Origin of the sequence: Flavobacterium terrae (genome assembly GCF_900142035.1) — a bacterium.
In the GTDB taxonomy this organism is placed as follows: Bacteria; Bacteroidota; Bacteroidia; order Flavobacteriales; family Flavobacteriaceae; genus Flavobacterium; species Flavobacterium terrae.
On record NZ_FQZI01000006.1, the window covers coordinates 24119 to 46980 of the forward strand.

At 29.2% G+C, this 22862-nt stretch carries 20 protein-coding genes; 17 read left to right on the plus strand and 3 right to left on the minus strand.

Translation table 11 applies throughout. The features are described 5' to 3' along the window. Positions 1-29: 29 nt before the first annotated feature. Complete coding sequence (locus BUC09_RS13190; RefSeq protein ID WP_073312081.1) at positions 30-875, minus strand: DUF2911 domain-containing protein; 846 nt, start codon at positions 873-875, stop codon at positions 30-32. A 122-nt stretch (positions 876-997) separates the two neighbouring features. Here BUC09_RS13190 and BUC09_RS13195 point away from each other — a divergent pair, with 122 nt between their 5' ends. After that, on the plus strand, positions 998-1459 hold the full coding sequence (locus BUC09_RS13195; protein WP_073312082.1) for an SRPBCC family protein: 462 nt from the start codon (positions 998-1000) through the stop codon (positions 1457-1459). Continuing rightward, the gene (locus BUC09_RS13200; RefSeq protein ID WP_073312083.1) at positions 1456-2742 is read left to right on the plus strand and encodes a cryptochrome/photolyase family protein; all 1287 of its coding nucleotides are present in this window, start codon (positions 1456-1458) and stop codon (positions 2740-2742) included. Before BUC09_RS13195 ends, BUC09_RS13200 begins: the two co-directional genes overlap by 4 nt. A gap of 3 nt (positions 2743-2745) precedes the next feature. On the opposite strand, the gene BUC09_RS13205 is transcribed toward BUC09_RS13200, so the two are convergent. Continuing rightward, entirely contained in the window at positions 2746-3399 is a 654-nt protein-coding gene (locus BUC09_RS13205; RefSeq protein ID WP_073312084.1) for an HAD family hydrolase, read from the minus strand. Between the two features lie 99 nt (positions 3400-3498). On the opposite strand from BUC09_RS13205, the gene BUC09_RS13210 reads away from it, so the two are divergent. Genes BUC09_RS13210 through BUC09_RS13220 form a run of 3 tightly spaced genes read left to right on the plus strand, consistent with a single transcriptional unit; the run spans position 3499 to position 4912 of the window. After that, entirely contained in the window at positions 3499-4041 is a 543-nt protein-coding gene (locus BUC09_RS13210) for an RNA polymerase sigma factor (protein WP_073312085.1), read from the plus strand. Between the two features lie 30 nt (positions 4042-4071). Continuing rightward, on the plus strand, positions 4072-4464 hold the full coding sequence (locus BUC09_RS13215) for a hypothetical protein (RefSeq protein WP_073312086.1): 393 nt from the start codon (positions 4072-4074) through the stop codon (positions 4462-4464). A 1-nt stretch (position 4465) separates the two neighbouring features. Continuing rightward, positions 4466-4912: a hypothetical protein gene (locus tag BUC09_RS13220; RefSeq protein WP_084127256.1), complete on the plus strand. Its 447-nt coding sequence runs from the start codon at positions 4466-4468 to the stop codon at positions 4910-4912. A gap of 27 nt (positions 4913-4939) precedes the next feature. Here BUC09_RS13220 and BUC09_RS13225 read toward each other — a convergent pair whose 3' ends face one another. Next, positions 4940-5995, minus strand: a complete 1056-nt coding sequence (locus tag BUC09_RS13225; protein WP_073312170.1) for a beta propeller repeat protein — start codon at positions 5993-5995, stop codon at positions 4940-4942. 116 nt (positions 5996-6111) lie between these two features. Here BUC09_RS13225 and BUC09_RS13230 point away from each other — a divergent pair, with 116 nt between their 5' ends. From BUC09_RS13230 to BUC09_RS13285, 12 genes are all read left to right on the plus strand, one after another. Further along, a complete protein-coding gene (locus BUC09_RS13230) occupies positions 6112-8097 on the plus strand; it encodes a KUP/HAK/KT family potassium transporter (RefSeq protein ID WP_073312088.1) in 1986 nt (661 codons plus the stop codon). Beyond that, entirely contained in the window at positions 8098-8961 is an 864-nt protein-coding gene (locus BUC09_RS13235) for a bestrophin family protein (protein ID WP_073312089.1), read from the plus strand. A 58-nt stretch (positions 8962-9019) separates the two neighbouring features. Further along, positions 9020-11845 carry a gluzincin family metallopeptidase gene (locus BUC09_RS13240; protein ID WP_234972659.1) on the plus strand — a complete coding sequence of 942 codons (2826 nt, stop codon included), beginning with the start codon at positions 9020-9022 and terminating at the stop codon, positions 11843-11845. Positions 11846-12027: 182 nt separating this feature from the next. After that, on the plus strand, positions 12028-14430 hold the full coding sequence (locus BUC09_RS13245) for an alpha-ketoacid dehydrogenase subunit alpha/beta (protein ID WP_073312090.1): 2403 nt from the start codon (positions 12028-12030) through the stop codon (positions 14428-14430). Positions 14431-14504: 74 nt separating this feature from the next. Continuing rightward, on the plus strand, positions 14505-14957 hold the full coding sequence (locus BUC09_RS13250) for a hypothetical protein (protein WP_073312091.1): 453 nt from the start codon (positions 14505-14507) through the stop codon (positions 14955-14957). A gap of 110 nt (positions 14958-15067) precedes the next feature. After that, on the plus strand, positions 15068-15625 hold the full coding sequence (locus tag BUC09_RS13255; RefSeq protein WP_073312092.1) for a fasciclin domain-containing protein: 558 nt from the start codon (positions 15068-15070) through the stop codon (positions 15623-15625). Positions 15626-15754: 129 nt separating this feature from the next. Next, complete coding sequence (yaaA, locus tag BUC09_RS13260; protein WP_073312093.1) at positions 15755-16513, plus strand: peroxide stress protein YaaA; 759 nt, start codon at positions 15755-15757, stop codon at positions 16511-16513. Positions 16514-16536: 23 nt separating this feature from the next. Then, on the plus strand, positions 16537-18978 hold the full coding sequence (locus BUC09_RS13265; RefSeq protein WP_073312094.1) for an ATP-binding protein: 2442 nt from the start codon (positions 16537-16539) through the stop codon (positions 18976-18978). A gap of 2 nt (positions 18979-18980) precedes the next feature. Next, positions 18981-19343, plus strand: coding sequence for a response regulator transcription factor (locus BUC09_RS13270; protein ID WP_073312095.1), 363 nt, complete (start codon positions 18981-18983; stop codon positions 19341-19343). Further along, a complete protein-coding gene (locus BUC09_RS13275; RefSeq protein WP_073312096.1) occupies positions 19343-20569 on the plus strand; it encodes a YaiO family outer membrane beta-barrel protein in 1227 nt (408 codons plus the stop codon). The genes BUC09_RS13270 and BUC09_RS13275 overlap by 1 nt, the downstream gene beginning before the upstream one ends. A gap of 11 nt (positions 20570-20580) precedes the next feature. After that, entirely contained in the window at positions 20581-21402 is an 822-nt protein-coding gene (locus BUC09_RS13280; RefSeq protein ID WP_073312097.1) for a hypothetical protein, read from the plus strand. Between the two features lie 2 nt (positions 21403-21404). Further along, positions 21405-22838 (plus strand): glycosyltransferase family 2 protein, encoded by a 1434-nt coding sequence (locus tag BUC09_RS13285; RefSeq protein ID WP_073312098.1) that lies wholly within the window; start codon positions 21405-21407, stop codon positions 22836-22838. Positions 22839-22862 lie beyond the last annotated feature (24 nt).

The window sequence follows — 22862 nt, forward strand, 5'->3', positions numbered from 1 at the left end:
GCTTTTTGTTATTTATAATATTTCTAGAATTATTTTTTACTCCACTCTTTAATGCTATCCTCATTCATTTTAACATAATCAGTATTATTGGCAGCTTTAGCAGCTTCTAAAGAAATTTTAGCTGTTTCTAATGCCCCTTTTTTATCACCTAATTTAGCTTGTATTTGAGATTTTAAACGAGAGTACCAATAAGGTTTTTTCTCATGCATATCATAAGCTTTGGTAGCATAAGATAATGCTTTATTTAAATCTCCATTAGTCTGAAAGAAATATTGTGCTGCAGAATAATAATCTGTTGCTGATGGACCAGATAATGTTTTATCAATACTAGCCATTGCCACCTTTTGAGTAGGAACTTCAAATTTTAAAGCTACTAGTGTTTTCTCCCATGCAAATTCTAAATTTGCAAAGTTATTATCTGTATTATTTATTCCTATTGTAAAAGTCTCGACATGTCTGTTCAATATTTCTGTCTTGGCTGAAGCTTTGATTGCTACTTTACTATCATCCCATTTTTCAGGATTACCCCAATTATTAGTATCTGTGTAAAATAAAATTTCCCATTCGTCAGCTTTCGGAATAGTATAAAGAGCATATTTCCCTTTTTTTAATGTCGCTCCGTTAATAACTACATCATCAGAAAAAGATATAGTTGTATTAGCATTTGCTCCCGTTCTCCAAACTTTACCAAAAGGTACTAAATCACCATATATTACTCGACCTTTAGCACTTGGTCTAGAATATTCAATTTCAATATCAGTTAGTCCAACAGTTTGAATCAAAGTTGATTTTGGACTTGCCTGAGGAACCTTAATTTGCGCTTCTAATGAAAAAGAGGCAATAAATACTGCGATTGCAATTATAAATCGTATCATTTTGTTTGTTTTTTTAATTATTCCAAAGATAGTTTATGAGTATTTTTTTATTGTTAATAAAACTATAAAAATAAAACTTTTTTGTTTAATTATTTTTTATTTTTGTTAAACATTTATTTGCTTTGAAACTATACTCATTACATACAGTACAAAAACTTCCTATCTCCTTAAATGAGGCATGGACTTTTTTTAGCAATCCTAAAAATTTAAATACTATAACTCCAGATTCTATGAAATTCAAAACAATTTCTGGAGATGATAAAGATATGTTTGCCGGCCAAATTATCCAATATAAAATATCACCTTTCCCTTTTATCAATATGCAATGGGTTACTGAAATAACTCATGTTGATGATAAAAAATTCTTTGTAGATGAACAAAGATTTGGTCCTTACTCTTTTTGGCATCATAAACATTTTTTTACAGCAATTGAAAATGGGGTTTTAATGGAAGATATTGTACATTATAAAGTTCCATTTGGAATATTAGGTCAACTTTTTCATCCTTTAATTGTCAGACCTAAACTTGAAGAGATTTTTGCATTTAGAAAACAAAAATTAATAGAATTATTTGGCAAATTATGACAATTTTCTGGTTTAGACGTGATTTACGATTAGAGGACAATGTAGGACTCTTTCATTCATTATTTGAAAATGAAAAGGTTCTGCCAATTTTTATTTTTGACACTAGTATTCTTTCTCAACTAGAAAACACAGATCCAAGAGTTACATTTATTCATGAATTACTTGAAGGAATTCAAAAAAAATTAAAAACGAACGGAAAATCTTTGGCCGTATTTTATGGAAAAGCAATTGAGGTATTTGAAAAGCTTATAACTGAAAATAAAATATCATCAGTTTATACAAATCATGACTATGAGCCTTATGCCAGAAAGAGAGATAAAGAGCTAAATAATTTTTTTAGATTAAAAGGAATTGCCTTTAAAACTTGTAAGGACCAAGTAATTTTTGAAAAAAGTGAAATTGTTAAAGATGATGGAAATCCTTACGTAGTTTATACACCCTATTCAAAACGTTGGAAAGAAAAATTAAGTAAAACACCAATTCAAAATTATCCATCTCAAAATTATTTGGAAAAAATTTCAGAACACAATTACCCTTTTTTATCTCTAGGAGATATTGGATTTGAAAAGTCAAATATTAGAGTACCTGAATATAATATTAAAGATTCACTAATCTATAATTATCAGGATACCAGAAATATTCCAGCAATAGAAGGGACTTCACGATTAGCTCCACACTTACGGTTTGGATCAGTTTCTATTCGTAAACTGGTAATTCATGCTTTAAAATATCAAAACCAAACATTTTTAAATGAATTAATTTGGAGAGAATTTTTCATGCAAATCCTTTGGTATTTTCCGCATACTATTAACAAAAGTTTTAAAGAAAAATACGATTACATCAAATGGGAAAATGATGAAATAAAATTTAGAAAATGGTGTGAAGGAAAAACTGGGTATCCTTTTGTTGATGCAGGAATGCGTGAATTAAATGCAACCGGACATATGCACAATCGTGTTCGAATGATTGTAGCAAGTTTTTTGTGCAAACATTTACTCATCGATTGGCGTTGGGGTGAAGCCTATTTTGCCAACAAACTTTTAGATTACGAACAATCAAGCAATATTGGAAACTGGCAATGGGCAGCAGGAAGTGGTGTCGATGCAGCGCCTTACTTTAGAATTTTCAATCCAACAGAACAAATAAAAAAATTCGATAAGAATTTAAAATATATCAAAAAGTGGGTACCTGAACTAGAAACTAAATACTATCCAGAGCCAATGGTTGATCATAAAGCTGCTAGAGAAAAATGCTTACTAACTTATAAAGAGGCTTTAACTTAAATTTTAATCCAAATGGATTAATCTAAAATCGAATTCTTTAAAATCAGTAATTAATAAATCAGCTTCAGATAAATCTTGGTGTTTTGAGTTTAAGCTATCGTATCCTATACAATAAATTCCAGCTGCTTTTGCTGCTCTAACTCCATTTGTACTATCTTCAATAACAATACAATTTCCTTTTGGTGCTTCTGAAAGAGATGCTGCATGCAAAAAAATTGCGGGATCTGGTTTAGATTTTGGAAAATCTTCACCACTCACTTTATGAGTGAAATATTGATTTAAACTAAATCGGTTAAAAACTCTATTAATGGTGCTATTTGATGCTGATGAAGCTAAAATTAATTGTATTTTATTATCATGCAACCTTTTAATTAAATCGAAAACTCCATCGATTAACTCTAAATCTGGTTTAGTGTCAAACGCATCATTAAATAAATGGCGTTTTCTTAAAATTAATTCTTCAACATCGTGATCTAGATTAAAATGAGCTTTCAATTTTTGAAAAACATTTCGAGTAGAATTTCCTGTGAATGTAGCATACATTTCCTCAGAAACTTCAATATTCAATTCTTTAAAATGTTGATCATAAGCATACTTGTGCACAGGTTCTGTATCTACAATTACGCCATCCATATCAAAAATTACAGTTTTAATCATGATTCAGTTTATCAAAATTTGAGATGCAAAGGTGCAAAGTTTTTATTTTAAATTAAACCTTTTTAAATATCTTTAGTCTTATAGTATAAATTACTTCAATTGGAAGACGAAAAAGGCTTTATTCTAGAATTACTTAACCCTAAAACGCAAAACGAAGCGTTTCGAAAATTAGTACGCGAATATCAACGCCCTTTGTATGCTCATATTCGAAATATGGTTTTAAATCACGATGACGCTGATGATGTTTTGCAAAATACTTTCGTGAAAGTTTTTCAAAACCTAAAAAACTTTAAAGGAGAAAGTAAATTGTATTCATGGATGTATCGTATAGCAACAAATGAAGCGATAAACTTTATCAATTCGAGAGCTAAAAAATCAGGCGTTACAAATGAAGAATTGAAAGAAAGATTGGTTAAAAACCTTGAAGCTGATGTAGATTATGACGGAAATGAAATTCAATTAAAACTTCAAAAAGCTGTAACTACTCTTCCTGAAAAACAACAACAAGTTTTTAAAATGAAGTATTTTGAAGAAATGAAATACGAAGAAATTAGTGAGATTTTACAAACATCGGTAGGAGGATTAAAAGCATCCTATTTCCATGCAGTAAAAAAAATTGAAGAATTTTTAAATTCAAATTAAACCTTTAGTGATTAATTTTGTCAAACTTATATGAAAAAGATAGATTTAGAAAACGATAAAAAAATAGAATCAGGATTTAAAATACCTGATAACTATTTCGACTCATTCGAAGATCGATTAATGCAGCGAATTGAAAATGAAGAAACTTCTTCTTCAAAAGTAATTTCTATTTGGCGACGCAAATCAGTATGGATATCTGGAATGGCAGCAGCTCTAATTGTTTCTATTGGAACATGGATGTATTTTGAACAACAAAAAAATGAAACAATAGAGTTCGCACAAGATTACCTTGCATATGGAAATGAAATTACAACAGAGGATATTGCAAAGCATCTAACCGAAGAGGACTTATCAAATTTAGAAACAGAGATAAACAACTTTGATTCTAAAACAGAAACTTATATAAATGAATACTTAAATTAAGATGAAACAATTTATTACTATACTATTCTTGTTATTTCCTACTTTGATTTTTAGCCAAGAAATGGATGAGAAAATTGAAAGAATCAAGGCTCTTCGTGTGGCTTATATATCTGATAGATTAGAATTAACACCTGAAGAAGCACAAAAATTTTGGCCACTTTTTAATCAATTTGATGATAAACAAACAGAATTAAACAGGGAAAAACGCAAGTTAATGTTTAAATTACGCCCAGAAAATGCAGCTAATTTATCTGAAAAAGAATCTGCTCAATTGATTGATGAAGATGAAAGATTAGAAACCGAAATTCAAAATAATAAAAGACAATTAGCAAGAAATCTACAAGGAGTAATTCCGAATCAAAAAATTCTAATATTACGCCAAATAGAAATTGAATTCAAACAAAAACTTTTAAAACAAATAAAAGACAGAAGAAGATTTAGAAATTAAAAAAGAGCCTAATAGGCTCTTTTTTAATCATTTGAAAACAAGTTTTACAATTCTATTTTTACCCGTAGCGACAGCTGTTCTGTCATCTATAAATCGAAATGTAAGCAAATCTTTATCCTCAGCTAATTGCTTCCAAGTTAAACCTGAATCATTCGAATAAAATATACCATTAGCTCCCACTTCAACAATTCCTTTCCCATTGCTATCAGGCACATACTGTATACATGATGCGTAACCAAATCCTGCATTATCACTTACCAACTTCCATGTTTTTCCTCCATCGTTTGTAATCGCTTTATTTTGAAGGTTTTCTAAAGGTTTTTCATAATTACCTCCAGCCATAATTCCAATAGAATCATTATAAAAATCGGCACAAAAAGCACCTGTCATAGTTCCTCCTTGAATAATTGGAGATTCATATATTTCCCAATTTTCTCCTTTATCTACAGAGACAAAAGCTCTTGATTTTTTACCTCCAGAAATCATAAACATAGCGTTATCAGTAAGAATCAGATTTGTATTACTCGCAGCAAAAAAGGCTTCTCCTTCTTCAAACTTTGGTAAATTGTTACATGAAACTTTTTTCCAAGTCTTACCGCCATCAGTTGTTTTTATAATGGAAGGACAATCTTCAGTAGGATCACCTATCGCAAAACCTTCCTTATTATTTAAAAATTGCATACTATCATAAAAAACCTTTTCATGTTTTTCTTCATAAACTAACCGAATTTGTTTTGACTTTTTATCTATTTTATATAGCAATGCAGGATTGGCAACGGATAAAATAAAAATACTGCGTGAAGTTTGCGCAATACTTCTAAATTCGATATTTAAATTATTTTTTTCAATTACTCCTTTATACCTCGCTCCTTTATCTGATAAAGGAATAGAACCAAACTGACCTTTATTTCCTGCATACCAAACTTTATTCCCATCAATCAATATGGCTCTTGAACTAATTTGATCTTGAATTAGAGTATCGATAGAAACTTTAACAAAATTAGTTTCTGATATTAGCTTCTTATCAACTGAACAAGAAACAATTAAAAATGAAGCAATTAAGCTTAAAATAATATTTTTCAAATTTTGTAATTTACTTATTAACAACATTTTGTAAAAATAGCTTTATATTTTTTAACTAAAAACACCTAGCGATAAAATAAAATGTCCTAATTTTGAAGTTTTAAATCAAATCATAAATGAGTTCTTCAAGTCATCAGGATCTTCATAGTAAGTATTCTTTAGCGGGAATTTTAATCACTTTAGGTATTATTTATGGAGATATAGGGACTTCGCCCTTATATGTAATGAAAGCCATTATTGGTACTCACGGAATCAACAAAGATGTTGTTTTAGGTGGAATTTCAGCCATTTTTTGGACATTAACATTACAAACTACATTAAAATATGTTTTTATGACGCTTTCTGCCGATAACAATGGTGAAGGTGGAATATTTGCATTATATGCTTTAGTAAAAAGAACTAAAGTCAAATGGTTGATAATACCTGCTATAATTGGAGGTAGTGCTTTATTAGCTGATGGTATAATTACCCCTCCTATTTCTGTTTCTTCTGCCGTAGAGGGGGTAAAAATTTACTTTCCTGGCATTGATACTGTACCTATTGTAATTGCCATACTTTGTATTCTATTTATAATTCAACAATTTGGAACAAGTTTAGTAGGTAAGTTTTTTGCACCTATGATGATGATATGGTTTGGAATGTTAGCAGTTCTTGGAGTAATACAAATTTCTCATAATATCGATGTACTTAGTGCTATTAATCCTTACTACGCATATCATTTACTTAATATTCACCCTGAAGGTTTTTATGTTTTAGGTTTCGTATTCCTGTGTACTACAGGAGCTGAAGCATTATATTCTGATATGGGGCACTGTGGTAGAAAAAATATACGTATTAGCTGGGTGTTCGTAAAACTTGCTTTACTTTTAAACTATTTTGGTCAAGCAGCTTTTTTAATTAAGCACCAAGGTGAAACATTAAAAAGTATAGACGCTAATAATGGTAACCCGTTTTATTTAATAATGGCTGATTGGTTCCAACCTTTTGGAATTGTAATTGCTACCATGGCAGCAGTAATTGCCTCTCAAGCCTTAATTTCAGGTTCATTTACACTTATAAATGAAGCTATGAGATTAAACTTTTGGCCAAAAGTTAAAATTAAATATCCTACTGAACTTAAAGGACAATTATACATCCCTTCTATAAACTGGTTATTATTAGCCGGATGTATTGGAATTGTATTGTACTTCAAAGAGTCAGGTAAAATGGAGGCAGCATACGGATTAGCAATAGTTCTTTGTATGATTATGACCACATTACTTTTAATGTATTACATGGTTATGAGAAGAGTTGCTGCATATTTAATCATACCAATCATCTTAGTTTATTTAACCATAGAATTTAGTTTCTTAATAGCTTGTTTAGATAAATTTGCTCATGGTGGTTACGTTACAATAATAATAGCGGCATTACTAATTTTTGTAATGAGCATTTGGCATACAGCTAAAAAAATCAGCAAAAATTACACTAAAATTGTAAAAATAGACAATTATAAAAAAGTATTAGCAGAGTTAAGTGTTGACTTATCTATTCCAAAATATGCTACTCACTTAGTTTACATGACTAATGCTAATAGAGTTGATGAAATTGAAGAAAAAGTCATGTACTCTATCTTACAAAAAAGACCAAAAAGAGCTGATATTTATTGGTTTATACATGTAAACGTAACTGGAGAACCCTATAACAAAGAATATAAAGTAACTGAAATCATTAAAGATGATTTATATAGAATTGATTTTAATTTAGGTTTTAGAGAGCCAACTAAAATTAATCTAATGTTTAAAGAAGTTATTAAAGACATGGTTCAAAATGGTGAAGTTGATATCACAAGCCGATATGAATCTTTGCATAAAAACAATATTATAGGTGACTTTAAATTTGTTCTTTCTGAAAAATTCCTATCTAATGATAGTTTCATGCATTACTATGAAAAAATTGTCATGAATACTTATTTTTTCTTGAAAAATTTCTCTCTTTCAGAAGAGAAAGCCTTTGGATTAGACAGTAGTTCTGTTAAAATTGAAAAATTCCCAATGGTATTACATGCACCAGAGAAAATAGAAATGACTAGGATTTATAAAGAACAAAAAGAAGTAGACTAAATGATTACATACAATCCTAAAGATTGGTTTAGCTTTATTTTTAAGTTTCATAAAGCAGATACTTTTAGAGAATTATTTCCATTAATTATTGGTATTGGGATTTATTCTGGAATTATTGCTTACTTAGAATTGCATTATTTTAAACTATCTGATACCAGTCATGTAAAAAACATTCCTATAATGCATGGCTTATTAGGTTTTGTAATCTCGCTTCTACTTGTTTTTAGAACTAATACTGCCTATGATCGTTGGTGGGAAGGAAGAAGACAATGGGGAGCACTAGTTAACTGTAGCAGAAACTTTGCTGTAAAACTATCTGCCATTTTAACGGAAAAAGAAGATAAAATTTTCTTTAAAAAAGCAATTCCTCATTTTGCTCAAACTCTTAATTTACATCTTAAAGACGAAAAAATCACTCATGAACTTTTTAAAGAATACAATATTAATGTAGAGCACAAAAAGCACAAACCAAATCAGTTGGTTAAATTGATGTCTAAAAAACTATTTGAACTAAAAAGGCAAAATAAACTTACTGACGAAAATCTACTTTTCATAAATCCAGAATTAACATCTTTTCTAGATATTTGTGGCGCTTGTGAAAGAATCAAAAACACTCCTATTCCATTTTCCTACAGTGTTTTCTTAAAAAAATTCATCTTTTTTTATGTTATGACACTACCATTTGGTTATGTTTTTAGTCTTGGATATTACACTATACCAGTTGTAATTTTTATTTTTTATGTTTTAGCAAGTTTAGAGCTTATTGCAGAAGAAATAGAAGAGCCTTTCGGAAATGATGAAAACGATTTACCAACAGCACAGATAGCAGAAAACATTAGAAAGAATATTGAAGAAATTCTTTAAAAAAGAAAAAACTAACTATAAAAATCTTACATTGCAACTTATATAAAGTGCTGTTATCTTGAGATTTTTTTCTAAAATACTTTTATCCTTTTTACTTTTAAGTTTTAGTATTGGCCACTGTCAACAAAAAACTAGATTATCTGTCAAAGTAGATTCCATCAATCCTATACTTAAGGTTAATCAAATTATTCTTTTTACGAATTCTTCACAAAAACCTTTATCACAAATTGTTTTAAACGATTGGAACGAATCGTATTCAAATAGAAAGACAAATTTAGGAAAGAGACTCTCAGACGAATATGTCAGAAGTTTTCATTTATCTAGAGAAAAAGAACGAGGAAAAACAACAATAAATTCGGTTTCAATTAATGAAACAACTTCGGTTTGGGAACGCAAAAAAGAACAAATAGATTTAATCACAATTAAACTTGAAAAAAGACTTCTCCCTGGTGAATCTATCAATATTGAATTAGAATATAATTTAAAAATACCAGAAGACAAATTCACGAGATATGGTTACAATAAAGGTAATTTTTATTTAAAAGACTCATTTTTAAATATTGCTCGTTTAGATGAAAAAGGAAATTTTGTAGAATACAGTAATGAAAATATAGACGATGCAACTAATGAAATTATTGAATTTATTGCTGCGGAATTTATTTTACCCAAATCATATTCTATTACCACTAATTTGAATCAAAAAAGTGAAGAAATAACAACTCAAAAAACAATAACATTTGAAGGGTCAAATTTGACCGATTATACTTTTGCCATTGAAAAGAGAAATACTTTTGAAAGTTTTACAAATGAAACAATGTTGATTGAAACAAACTTAAAAGTCAACAAAGTGACCGAAGTTCAAAAGGCAATTGTTATTGACAAGGTTGTTAAGTTTATAGAAGTTTATTTAGGCTCTTCTCAAAATAAAAAAATAATGGTTTCTCAAATAGACTATGATAGAAACCCATTATATGGTCTTAATCAATTACCAAGTTTTTTGAGTCCATTCCCCAATTCATTTTTATATGAACTTGAATTTTTAAAAGCGTACTCTAATAATTATCTAAAGCAAAATTTAAAAATTGATTACAGAAAAGATCATTATATTATTGATGCAATTCAAACATATATATTAATTGAATACATCAATGAATTTTACCCAGATTTAGATTTAATAGGAAATATTGGTAAAATCAAATTACTAAAAGGCTTTCAACTTTCAAAAGCAAAATTCAACAAGCAATATGAAATTGTTTATTTACTTACAGCTAGAAGAAATTTAGATCAGAGTTTAGACGAATCAAAGGAGAACTTAATAAAATTTAATGAGCGTATTTCTGGAAAATATAAAGCTGGGTTAAGTTTTCAATATTTAAATAAATATTTAGGAGAAAATATTGTACCAAATTCTTTTAAAGAATTTACACAACTAAATGGTAATAGTAAAACAACTTTAAGTCAATTTGAGGGAATCCTTCAAAAAAATTCAAAAAGAAATATAAACTGGTTTTTTGAAAATATTGTTAGATCAAAAACAAGTGTAGATTATGGTTTTGGAGAATTAGAAAAATTAAATGATTCTATCAAGATTAGTATTATAAATAAAGGAAATAGAGATGTTCCAATTACTTTATCAGGTTTCAAAAAAAGAAAATTAGTATTTGAAAAATGGTTGCCAAATATTAAACACGATTCGGTTCTTGTATTTCCAAAAAACGAATTAGATAAACTGATTATAAACAATAGCAACGATTTACCTGAAATAAACAATAGAAATAATTTAAAATCTTTAAAAGGAATATTTTCTTTAAATAGACCGCTAAAATTTACTCTATTAAAAGATATTGAAAACAGAAACTATAGTCAAATTTTTTATTATCCAGAAATTGGCTATAACGTCTATGATGGCGCTATTTTATCTTTTAAATTCAACAATAGATCTTTAATAGAAAAACCTTTTTCAATTGATTTGGGACCTAGCTTTTCAACCAGAACAAGTTCTTTGACGGGTGATGGCAGCGTTAGCTATACTCAACAAAGACCTAACTCTAAATTATATCAAATAAGATACTCATTAGGTGGAGCTTATTTTCATTATGTTCAGAATGCTGCTTATTTGAGATTTACACCACTTATTAGCTTTAGATTTAGAGATCTTGATCTACGCAAAAATTTTAGACAAACTCTAACATTCAGACAAGTTGTTGTAAATAAAGAGCCCAACCCATTAAAAAAAATAGAGACAACACCATTAAATTACTCAGTTTTTGATACACGATATGGTATTGGAGATAATGAAACTGCAAGGTCATATGGTTTATCAACTAATGTTCAACTTTCGAGCAAATTTGGAAAATTTATTATTGAAGGTGGATATAGTAAGCTTTTTGAAAGCAACTATCAAATTGGTGTTAGAGTTTATGCAGGAACTTTTCTTTATAAAAAAACGGATACAGAATACTTCAATTTTGGTTTAGATAGACCAAAAGACTATTTGTTTGACTATAATTTCTACGGAAGATCTGAAACTTCTGGTCTATTTAGCCAGCAAATCATTATCGCTGAAGGTGGTTTTAAATCAAAATTTGTTAATCCATATGCGAATGAATGGTTAACAAGCATAAATGTTACTTCATCTGTTTGGAAATCAATTCAATTATATGGAGATGCTGGATTATACAAAAACAAAGGATTTGATCCTAAATTTGTGTATGATAGTGGTGTACAATTAAATCTAGTGCCTGGTTACTTTGAATTATTTTTTCCAGTATATTCAAGTAATGGATTTGAGCTTGGGGAAAGAAATTATCAAGAAAAAATACGTTTTGTAGTAACATTAAGCCCTAGAACACTTATCAGTCTTTTTACTCGAAAATGGTTTTAATAATCACAAAAAACATCGTTTAAGTGATTATTTTCTACAAAAAACCTATTTTTTATAAATTATCATTATTCAAACAAGCTAAAAAGACTCAAATACTAAAAAAAATACAATTAATATTTTCTCAACAAAATTAGAATATATCGTGTTTTTGTTTAAATTTGTCATCATTACAAGTACACATTATGACACAAGTGGAAGATAAAAAAGAATTGACTTTTGAAGATTTTAAAACAGAAGTTTTAAACGATTATACAATTGCACGTGTAAGCCGAGAGTGTAGTCTTCTAGGAAGAAAAGAAGTACTTACTGGTAAAGCAAAATTTGGAATTTTTGGAGATGGTAAAGAAATTCCTCAATTAGCTCTTGCTAAAGCTTTTCAAAATGGTGATTTCCGTTCTGGATATTATCGCGATCAAACTTTTATGATGGCCATTGGTCAACTTAACATTGAACAATTCTTTGCTGGTTTGTATGGTCATACTGACTTAGATTTTGATCCAATGAGTGCTGGTCGACAAATGGGAGGACATTTTGCAACACATTCACTTGATGAAAAAGGAAACTGGAAAAACCTTACCCAACAAAAAAATTCTAGTGCTGATATCTCTCCTACCGCTGGTCAAATGCCTCGTTTATTAGGTTTGGCACAAGCATCAAAAATTTACAGAAATGTTGAAGGTATCAATCAAACAAATTTTTCTGACAAAGGAAATGAAGTAGCTTGGGGAACAATTGGTAATGCTTCAACATCTGAAGGTTTATTTTTTGAAACTATAAATGCTGCTGGAGTTTTACAAGTACCTATGGTAATGAGTGTTTGGGATGACGAATACGGAATTTCTGTTCATGCTAGATACCAAACTACTAAAGAAAATATTTCGGAAATATTAAAAGGTTTTCAACGTGACGAAGATAATAATGGATATGAAATACTTAAAGTAAAAGGATGGGACTACCCTGCCCTAGTTGAAACCTATCAAAAAGCTTCATTCATTGCCAGAGAAGAGCATGTTCCTGTTTTAATTCACGTAGATGAATTAACACAACCACAAGGACACTCTACCTCGGGATCACATGAACGTTATAAAAATGCTGAACGCTTAGCATGGGAGGCAGAATTTGACTGTTTAGCGCAAATGCGTAAATGGTTATTAGAAAATAATTTAGCAACACAAGATGAGTTAGAAGCAATTGATAATCAAGCCAAAAAAGATGTTCTTGAAGGAAAGAAAAAAGCTTGGTTAGAATTTACTAATCCAATTAAAAATGAAAGAGATAAATTAGTAGCTGTTTTAAATTCAGTTGCTTCAAATTCTGACAATAAAATTTTTATCGAAAAATATGCTTCTGATTTAGCTGCTATAAAAGAGCCTATTCGTAAAGACTTAATCACCCTTGGTCGTAAAGTTTTACGCATGGTAATTAATGAATCAGGAAAAGCTGAATTAGCATCATGGGTAAAAAATTATACTGAAAAAATTCAGCCAAAATTTAGTTCTCATTTATTCTCACAATCAGAAAACAATGTGTTTTCTATAGGTGAAGTAAAACCTACTTATGATGAATCAGCAGAAGAAGTAGATGCTCGTTTGGTTTTACGTGATAATTTTGATGCTATTTTTACTAAATATCCAGAGACTTTAATTTTTGGTGAAGATTCTGGAAACATAGGTGATGTAAACCAAGGGCTTGAAGGAATGCAGGAAAAATACGGAGAGTTTCGTGTTTCTGATGCAGGGATTCGTGAGGCTACTATACTTGGTCAAGGTATAGGAATGGCCATGAGAGGTCTTCGCCCAATTGCCGAAATTCAATACTTAGATTATTTATTGTATGCTATTCAGATCATGAGTGATGATTTAGCTACACTTCAATACAGAACAGCTGGACGTCAAAAAGCACCGCTAATCATTCGCACTCGCGGACATCGTTTAGAAGGTATATGGCATTCTGGTTCTCCAATGGGAATGATTATAAATGCCATTCGTGGTATACATGTTTTGGTACCAAGAAATATGACTAAAGCTGCTGGTTTCTATAACACTTTATTAGAAACTGATGAGCCAGCGTTAATTGTAGAGTGTTTGAATGGATACCGTCTAAAAGAAAAAATGCCTACAAATCTTGGTGAATTCAAAACACCAATTGGTGTTGTTGAAACCATTAAAGAAGGAAATGATGTCACAATAGTTTCATACGGTTCTACTTTACGATTAGTGGAGCAAGCTGCAAAAGAATTATTAGAAGTAGGTATTGATGTTGAAATAATAGATATTCAATCATTATTACCATTCGATATCAATCATGATATTGTAAAATCTTTAGCAAAAACAAACCGATTGTTAGTTGTAGATGAAGATGTTCCTGGTGGTGCATCAGCATTTATCTTGCAACAAATTATTGATGAACAAAAAGGGTACAAACATTTAGATAGTCAACCTGAAACATTAGCTGCAAAGGCGCATAGACCTGCTTATGGAACTGATGGCGATTATTTTTCAAAACCTTCGATAGAAGACGTTTTTGAAAAAGTTTATGAAATGATGAATGAAAGTAATCCAACAAAATATCCTAGTTTATATTAATACAAAACCACCTTCGGGTGGTTTTTTTTATAACAATTTTGATCTTTCACCGTTATAGTCTAAAAAGATATGCAATGAAAAAACTCTTTCTCTTAATACTATTTATTTCTCTAATAACTTCTTGTAAATCAAAAAAAACAGAAAATACAGCAGTAATAATCGAATCTAGTAAAGTAGAAACCATAAAAAAGAATAGAGCATTTGATTTAGGTACTAGACTTTTAGAATCGTGTAATACTTCAAAATTTAAACCTTTTTCAAACGAAGAAGCAACTGAAAAAGTAATTCAAAACGCAACTCCAGATAAAATTTCTCTGACTTGCCAAAAAATTAGACAACGTAATGGAAAATTTAATTATATCAAACTTTTAGATGTCACTTATTTAAAAGAAAGTGAAGAATACATCTTTAGATATAATATTGACTATGAAAAAAAATATTTCATGCGCGAATTAATTGTCACGATAAATAAAGAAAATAAAGTATCTGCGATTTCTACTAGAGAAATAAAGCCAAAACCTATGTAACTAGAAATACTAATAAAGCTAGTATTTAAAAATTATTCAAAAAAAACAGAATAATTAAAACCGATCCAATGTGTTTTCCGTAAATGATATTATAACAAAAATATTCAAACATGAAAACACAAAAATTTTTATCTGTAGCCATTTTAGGAATTGCATTATCATTTGGTTTAACCTCTAATGCCCAAAAATCAGTAATTGTCGGAGGAGCTCCTATGTATCCTACAAAAAACATTATTGAAAATGCTGTTAATTCAAAAGATCACACAACATTAGTAGCTGCAGTAAAAGCTGGTGATTTAGTTTCTGTATTATCAGGAAAAGGACCATTCACAGTTTTTGCCCCAACAAATTCTGCCTTCGAAAAATTACCTATGGGAACAGTGGATAATTTACTTAAACCAGAAAACAAATCAACTTTGCAAGCAGTATTAACTTACCATGTTGTTGCTGGGAATTTAGATAGTAAAGCAATTGCAAAAGCAATTAAAGATGGAAATGGAAAAGCTACGCTTACTACAGTACAAGGTGGAAAGCTTGTGTGTACAATGGAAGGAAAAAATCTTGTAATTACTGATGAAAAAGGTAATAAATCTATGGTTACTATTGCAAACGTATATCAATCCAACGGAGTTATACATGTTATTGATTCGGTTGTATTGCCAAATTAACCCAATCTTTTTTGTTCCAACTATAAGAAATCCCTATCAAGGGATTTTTTTTTAGTATTGTTTCTAGATACAGAAAAACACTATTTATTTATATTTGTCAATATTAAACAAACGAAATAAAAAACAATCATGAAAATTGTTATTTCTCCTGCAAAATCTCTAGACTTTGAAAAAAGTCTTCCTACTGAAAAACACACTAAGCCAAGTTTCTTAAAACAATCAAAAGAAATTATTAAAATCCTAAAAACTCTAAAACCAAAAGATTTATCAGAACTAATGGACATTTCAGAAGCTCTAGGTGAACTGAATTGGCAACGCAATAAAAAATTCAAAACTCCTTTTACTCCCGAAAATGCTAGACCTGCAGTATATGCCTTCAATGGAGATGTTTATCAAGGATTAAACTCATATACTATTCCTGAAGAAAAATTAGATGTTTTACAAAACAAGCTCAGAATTCTTTCTGGTCAATATGGCATTTTAAAACCATTAGATTTAATTCAACCCTATCGTCTTGAAATGGGAACTAATTTATCTATTGGCGAAGCAAAAAATCTTTATGCTTATTGGAAAGAAACTTTAACTAAAGCATTAAACAAAGAACTTAAAAAGAATGAGTTATTTATAAATTTAGCGAGTACTGAGTACTTTTCTGTTATTGATGTTAAATCCTTAAAAGTTCCTGTAATCACTCCAGAATTCAAAGATTATAAAGATGGGAAATTAAAAATGATTTCATTCTTTGCTAAAAAAGCACGTGGTATGATGGTTCGTTATATTATTGATCACAATGTTGAAACTCTTGAAGAGTTGAAAGGCTTTAATTATGAAGGCTATGCTTTTGATGCAAATTTATCGAAAGGAAATACTTTAGTTTTCACTAGATAATCATCTTTTATCAATAAGCACTTATGATTGATTACAGAAATGATATTGAAAGATTAAAAGCATTATTATCGTATGAAATAATGGATACTCCTGCTGAAGAAAACTTTGATAATCTTGCAAAATTGGTATCAATAATCTGTAATACACCAGCCGCAATAATATCTTTTATTGATGATAAAAAACAGTGGTACAAAGCAAAAATTGGCACTAGAGACAACGAAGTCCCTTATGAGGAGACTATTTGCCAATATGTAATTTCAGATCAAAATCTATTAGAAATTACAAACACACTAGAAGATGAAAGACTAATCAATAACCCTCACGTTCATAAAGAAAATGGTGTTAGATTTTATATTGGTGTTCCTTTAATTTCTGATAATGGCCATACTATAGGCACCGTTTGCACGTTTGATGGTGTTACTAAAAAATTAACCGACGATCAAAAAAATGCATTAAAGATTATTGCAAATCAAGTAATGCACATTTTAGATGTATCTAAAAAAAATAAAGTATTATCTGAAGAAGTAAAAAAAATCCTTGAGCAGAAAATTGACGAAGCTAAACGAGATATAGAAACTACTGAAGCTGCTTACAATACTCTATTTAAAGCAATTAACGAATCAAATGCCGTAATTGAATTTAGCCCTGAAGGTATCATTGAGTATGTTAATGATGAGTTTCTTGATATCATGGGCTATTCAAAAAATGAATTGATAGGGCAAAACCATAATATACTTCTTAATAACGAAGATTTAGATTCAAATATTGATTTTTGGAAAAAACTAAATACTGGTAAATTTCAATCAGGAAGATTTAAGCGTAAACATAAAAACGGAAGTTTAGTTTGGATTCAAGCATCTTATAGTCCTGTTTTGAATGCAAACAAAGAAATAGTTAAAATAACAAAAATTGCTCAAAATATAACGATTGAAATTAATGCGCAAGAGGCATTAGAAAAAGCCAAATTATTAGCCGACGAACTAAATATTCAAAAAGATCATTTTATTGCCAATATTAGTCATGAAATAAGAACTCCTATAAATGCAGTTTTAGGATTTACAGATTTGCTTTTAGAAGAAGAAACAAACGAAAAGAAAACGAACTACTTAAAATCGGTAAAAACTGCTGGAGACAATTTATTGTATTTAATTAATGACATTCTTGATCTTTCAAAAATTGAAACTGGTATTTTTCAAATAGACCAATCTCCTTTCAACTTATATAAAACAATTGATGATGTTTTTTCTATTCTTGGATTAAAAGCTAAACAAAAAGAGTTAGTTTTTAATAAAATCATAGATCAAAAAGTCCCAAAATACATTATTGGTGATAAAAATCGTTTAACACAAATTCTAGTCAATTTAATTGGTAATGCTATAAAATTCACATCCATAGGTAACGTGAGCCTAGTTGTTAGTCTTCACGAAAATACTAGATTGAAATTTGAGGTTTCAGACACAGGCATAGGCATTCCTCAAGATAAATTAAAAAGTATTTTTGAACGTTTTTCTCAAGCACAAGAAAATACTTCCAGACAATATGGTGGCAGTGGATTAGGCCTTAATATTTCGAAACTTTTAGTTGAAAAACTAGGAGGAGAATTAGACGTAAAAAGCGAATTGGGCAATGGATCAACTTTTACTTTTTATCTCCCTTTTATGGCTTGCCAAGAGGAAAAAATTAATGAATCATTAACTGAGTCTTCAATTATTACAAAAAATAATTCTGTTAGTATTTTAATGTGTGAAGACAATGAAATGAATCAAAAATTAATAACCGAAATATTTTCTAGAACAAATCATAAACTTTCAATCGCAAATAATGGTAATGAAGGGATTGATTTACTATTCAAAAATAATTATGACTTAATATTAATGGATATACAAATGCCCATTTTAGATGGATATCAAACAACAACAATAATTAGAGAAGAATTAAAATTAGAAATTCCTATAATTGCCTTAACTGCACATTCTACTATTAAGGAACGCGAAAAATGTTTTTCATTAGGAATGAATGATTATATTTCTAAACCTTTTAAAAAAAATGAATTATTGCATAAAATTGAAGTCTTAACAAAACCTGATAGCTTAAAAAAAGTAATAACCGAAAAGTCTATTTCAAAAAACTCGAGTGACATTATTTCTTTAGAATATCTTAAGGAAATGTCTTCAAATGATTTAGATTTTCAAAATGAAATGCTTACACTTTTTATGAGTCAAAGCATAGAAAATAAGAACTTATTAGAAGAATACATTAATGGAGAAAAATATTCACAAGTAAAAAAAATAGCTCATAAACTAAAATCATCGTTTAGTTTAATTGGTGCAAATCTTGAGACTCTTGAGTTTTTTGAAAACCTTGAACCAGAAAACAGAAAACATATTAAAACTTATTTAACCAAATTAGATGAACAAATAAGTTTAATCCATATTGAAATTGATAAAATTTTGAAAAAAAATTAAACATGCGAATCGTTATTATAGAAGATGAAGATATGCTTCGTAAATCTTTAGCTTTTTTTATTAAATCAAAAGGTTTTGAAGTCGAAGAATTTGACAATGGTCTTGATGCCATAGATTTTATCAAACAAAACCATTCTAATATAGATGTGGTTATAACCGATTTGAATTTGCCTTTTGCAGGAGGAAAACAAGTTATTCATACCTGTAAACAAATACATGAAAGCAAGATAAAAGTTATTGTTTTAACTTCATCAAGTGTTGAAAATACAGAACTTGAAGTATTTGATTTAGGAGCAGATGAATTTGTTGCTAAACCATTTAGTCCTTCGGTTTTACTAAAAAGAATAGAAAAATTAACTTCATAATGAAGCTATTATCATATCATATCAATACAATAATCTTAGCAACTTTTCTACTCTTTTGCAGTGTAGGATATTCTCAAAAAAATGAAGAAAATATCTTTAATGATGCAAAGAAAAAGGCTTCTGAAAAAAAATACAACGATGCAATAGAACTAGTTACAAATCTTTTAGTTCAAAGTCCCAAAAACTTAGATTATAAATTATACTTAGCACAACTAAATTATTGGTCAAACAATCTTGACACTTCAAAGCAGTTAGCCTCTGAAATAGTTTCTGAAAAACCAGAATATCAAGACGCTTTTGATTTATTAATCAAAATCAATTTCTCTCAGGAGAAATATCTTCAAGTGATACAAATGTGTGAAGAAGGCCTGAAAAAATTCCCTTCAAATAGTTCATTTTACTATTTACAAATAGCCCAATCTCATGAAGAAATAGGCAATCATGATGAAGCGCTAAAAGCTTTATATAGTATGGACTCTAATCCAGAAGTTGCTAAATATGTCGAAACTCAAATTTTAAAAAAGAAAAAAAACACAATTGCTTTAGGACATTTATTTAGTGATTTTGAAGGTTCAACTTCATCAATCAACATTACCCACTTAGAATATGGAAGAAAAATAAATAACAATACTTTCATTGGAAGAATAAACTACGGCAATTCAAATAATACAACAGATTTTCAAGGAGAAATAGATGCATACTTAAAAGTAAAAAGTAAAGGATATGTGTATCTTAATTCCGGATTTTCGGCCAATGAAGGTATATTCCCAAGATATAAATTTGAAACAGAATATTTTCAAGACTATAAAAAAATTAGTGCTTCACTTGGTTCAAGGTATTTATATTTTGATTCAGAAAACAAAACTTTGCTTTTTACTGGACACTTAGGAATTTATCTCAATAAATGGAAAATTGAATACAGACATTATTTGGCCGAAACAAATTCTGATTGGTTTTCAACTAGTATTCTAAACTTCAGAAGGAACTTTGAAACTACCGAATCATTTGTACAATTAGATTTACAATACGGTAGTTTACCTTATTTTTTTATAAACAATGAATCATTTCAACGCTTAAATTCTTACAGAATAGGAATTAATAGCAAAATTAGAATTGAAAAAAATTATTTTATTCAACCTATTGTAATGTTAGAAAGAGAAGGATATGTTCCAGAAATTTATAGAAACAGAATATCTTTTCAATTAATTTTAAGTAAACGTTTTTAAAATTTTAAACATTGGATTTTTTAAACCATCATTATTCTTTCCAGGTAAAACTACTTCTATCATTAATAGCAGTATTTTCTGTTGCTTTCATAGTATTTTTTATTCTCACATTTTTAAAACGTTTTAAAAGAATTAAAAAAAATGAGTTAAAAGCAAATTACCAAAATCAAATTGATACACTTTTATTTGAACTTCTTTTTAATCAAAATGTATCTGTTAATAAAATAGCTTTAAAATTCAAAAATGAAATAGTTCCAACAAAATTGATTAAAAAAATAACGCTTAAATCTATTAATGCATTACATAGAAACTATACCGGTGATTTAAAAAAAAGAATTGAGTTGTTTTATATAGAATCAGAATTAGTAAACTATTCATTAGAAAAATTAAATTCTCTTAACTGGGCAAAAGTAATTGAAGGCATTAGGGACATTTCTAATCTTAAATATCAGCCCGCTTACGAAATTATTTTATCTAAACTAAAACATTCAAAAACAATAGTTCAAAAAGAAGCTTTTATTGGTGTAATCTTATTGAAAGGTTTAGATGAATTAATCAAAAACAAAGACAATCAATTATATCTCGACGATTGGACTCAGAGTAATATATTATATGTTATAAAAAGAGATCAAATGACTCTTCCAGATAATATTGAGGAACTTTTTAAATCAAAAAATAAAACCATAATATTACTTGGCGCCCGAATTTTACACTATTTTCAAGCTAATCATTATTTACACTTGATTGAGAATTATCTAATACAAAATCCAAATTCAACAATAAAACCTAAACTTGATTCTATCATCAATCAATTAAAAAATATCCATCAATAATTATGACAGGTATTCATTGGCTAGACATAGCAATCCATGCATTTAATTACTTCATCTTGGTTTTTGCCATTTCGGTAATGGTATCCTATTTGTTTCTAGCTGTAATATCTGCATTTGCTTTAAAGGCTTATCATAAAAAAAATAGATTTGTTAATTACAACGCACTTTTAGCTCTTCCGGATGCTCCTAGTGTTTCATTGATTGCACCTGCCTATAATGAAGGTAAAACCATTATTGAAAATGTAAAGTCACTATTATCTATCAATTATAACAACTTTGATGTTATTGTGGTAAATGATGGCAGTAAAGACGATTCAATTCCAATTCTTATTGATGCTTTTGAACTTGAAATAACTAACGAAATATTCTCACCTCAAATTGAAACCAAAGAAGTTAAAGCAATTTATCGTTCAAAAAATCCTTCTTATTCAAAACTTGTAGTTGTAGATAAATTTAATGGTGGAAAAGCTGATGCACTTAATACTGGAATTAACATTTCTACTAAACCCTATGTGGTTTGTATTGATGTAGATTGCATCATGGACAAAGATGTTTTACTAAAATTAGCAAAACCATTTCTAGAAAAATCTGAAAAAAGAATTATAGCCACTGGGGGTGTTGTACGAATTGCAAATTCGTGTATCATAAAATCAGGAAAACTAATAAAAGTAAATGCTCCTGATAATTGGGTTGCCAGAATTCAAGTATTAGAATATTTAAGAGCATTTTTACTGGGACGAATGGCTTGGTCTAAACTCGATGGATTATTACTTATTAGTGGTGCTTTTGGTATGTTTGACCGTGAAATTGTAATAGAATCAGGCGGGTACAACACTAAAACTGTGGGTGAAGATATGGAGCTTATAGTACGTATGCGTCGCTATATGATTGACAACAATAGAGAATATGCGGTACAATATATTCCAGATCCATTATGTTGGACAGAAGCACCTGAGAGCTACGAAATTTTAAGAAAACAAAGAAGCAGATGGACAAGAGGCACCATGGAAACCCTTTGGTTACACAAAAAAATGATGCTGAATCCAAAATATAAAACAATTGGATTGCTTAGTTATCCCTATTGGTTAATGTATGAATATTTAGCTCCATTAATAGAGTGTTTTGGCTTACTAGTCACAATTTTATTTATATGTCTAGGGGTTTTAAACTGGCATTTTTTTGGGCTACTTATCTTAATGGTTTATATATTCTCAGTAATGTTTTCTATGCTTGCTATTTATACAGAAGAAGCAACATTTAGGAGATACACTACCCTATCCGATTTAAGAAAACTCGTTTTCATTGCTCATTTAGAAGCCATTATATTCCATCCATTTACTGTTTATGCAGCAATAAGAGGAAATTGGGAAAAAATTAAAGGAAATAAAGGTTGGGGTGAAATGACCCGTAAAGGATTTGATAAAACTAATAAATAAAAAATCCCGAAGCTTTTAACTTCG

Excerpts from the sequence above, each read along its gene's own strand:
- yaaA (WP_073312093.1), top strand. The coding sequence starts at position 15,755 with ATGAAAATTGTTATTTCTCCTGCAAAATCTCTAGACTTTGAAAAAAGT.
- BUC09_RS13245 (WP_073312090.1), top strand. The coding sequence starts at position 12,028 with ATGACACAAGTGGAAGATAAAAAAGAATTGACTTTTGAAGATTTTAAA.
- BUC09_RS13235 (WP_073312089.1), top strand. The coding sequence starts at position 8,098 with ATGATTACATACAATCCTAAAGATTGGTTTAGCTTTATTTTTAAGTTT.
- BUC09_RS13285 (WP_073312098.1), top strand. The coding sequence starts at position 21,405 with ATGACAGGTATTCATTGGCTAGACATAGCAATCCATGCATTTAATTAC.
- BUC09_RS13215 (WP_073312086.1), top strand. The coding sequence starts at position 4,072 with ATGAAAAAGATAGATTTAGAAAACGATAAAAAAATAGAATCAGGATTT.
- BUC09_RS13230 (WP_073312088.1), top strand. The coding sequence starts at position 6,112 with ATGAGTTCTTCAAGTCATCAGGATCTTCATAGTAAGTATTCTTTAGCG.
- BUC09_RS13190 (WP_073312081.1), bottom strand. The coding sequence starts at position 875 with ATGATACGATTTATAATTGCAATCGCAGTATTTATTGCCTCTTTTTCA.
- BUC09_RS13205 (WP_073312084.1), bottom strand. The coding sequence starts at position 3,399 with ATGATTAAAACTGTAATTTTTGATATGGATGGCGTAATTGTAGATACA.
- BUC09_RS13265 (WP_073312094.1), top strand. The coding sequence starts at position 16,537 with ATGATTGATTACAGAAATGATATTGAAAGATTAAAAGCATTATTATCG.
- BUC09_RS13250 (WP_073312091.1), top strand. The coding sequence starts at position 14,505 with ATGAAAAAACTCTTTCTCTTAATACTATTTATTTCTCTAATAACTTCT.
- BUC09_RS13220 (WP_084127256.1), top strand. The coding sequence starts at position 4,466 with ATGAAACAATTTATTACTATACTATTCTTGTTATTTCCTACTTTGATT.
- BUC09_RS13270 (WP_073312095.1), top strand. The coding sequence starts at position 18,981 with ATGCGAATCGTTATTATAGAAGATGAAGATATGCTTCGTAAATCTTTA.
- BUC09_RS13275 (WP_073312096.1), top strand. The coding sequence starts at position 19,343 with ATGAAGCTATTATCATATCATATCAATACAATAATCTTAGCAACTTTT.
- BUC09_RS13255 (WP_073312092.1), top strand. The coding sequence starts at position 15,068 with ATGAAAACACAAAAATTTTTATCTGTAGCCATTTTAGGAATTGCATTA.
- BUC09_RS13200 (WP_073312083.1), top strand. The coding sequence starts at position 1,456 with ATGACAATTTTCTGGTTTAGACGTGATTTACGATTAGAGGACAATGTA.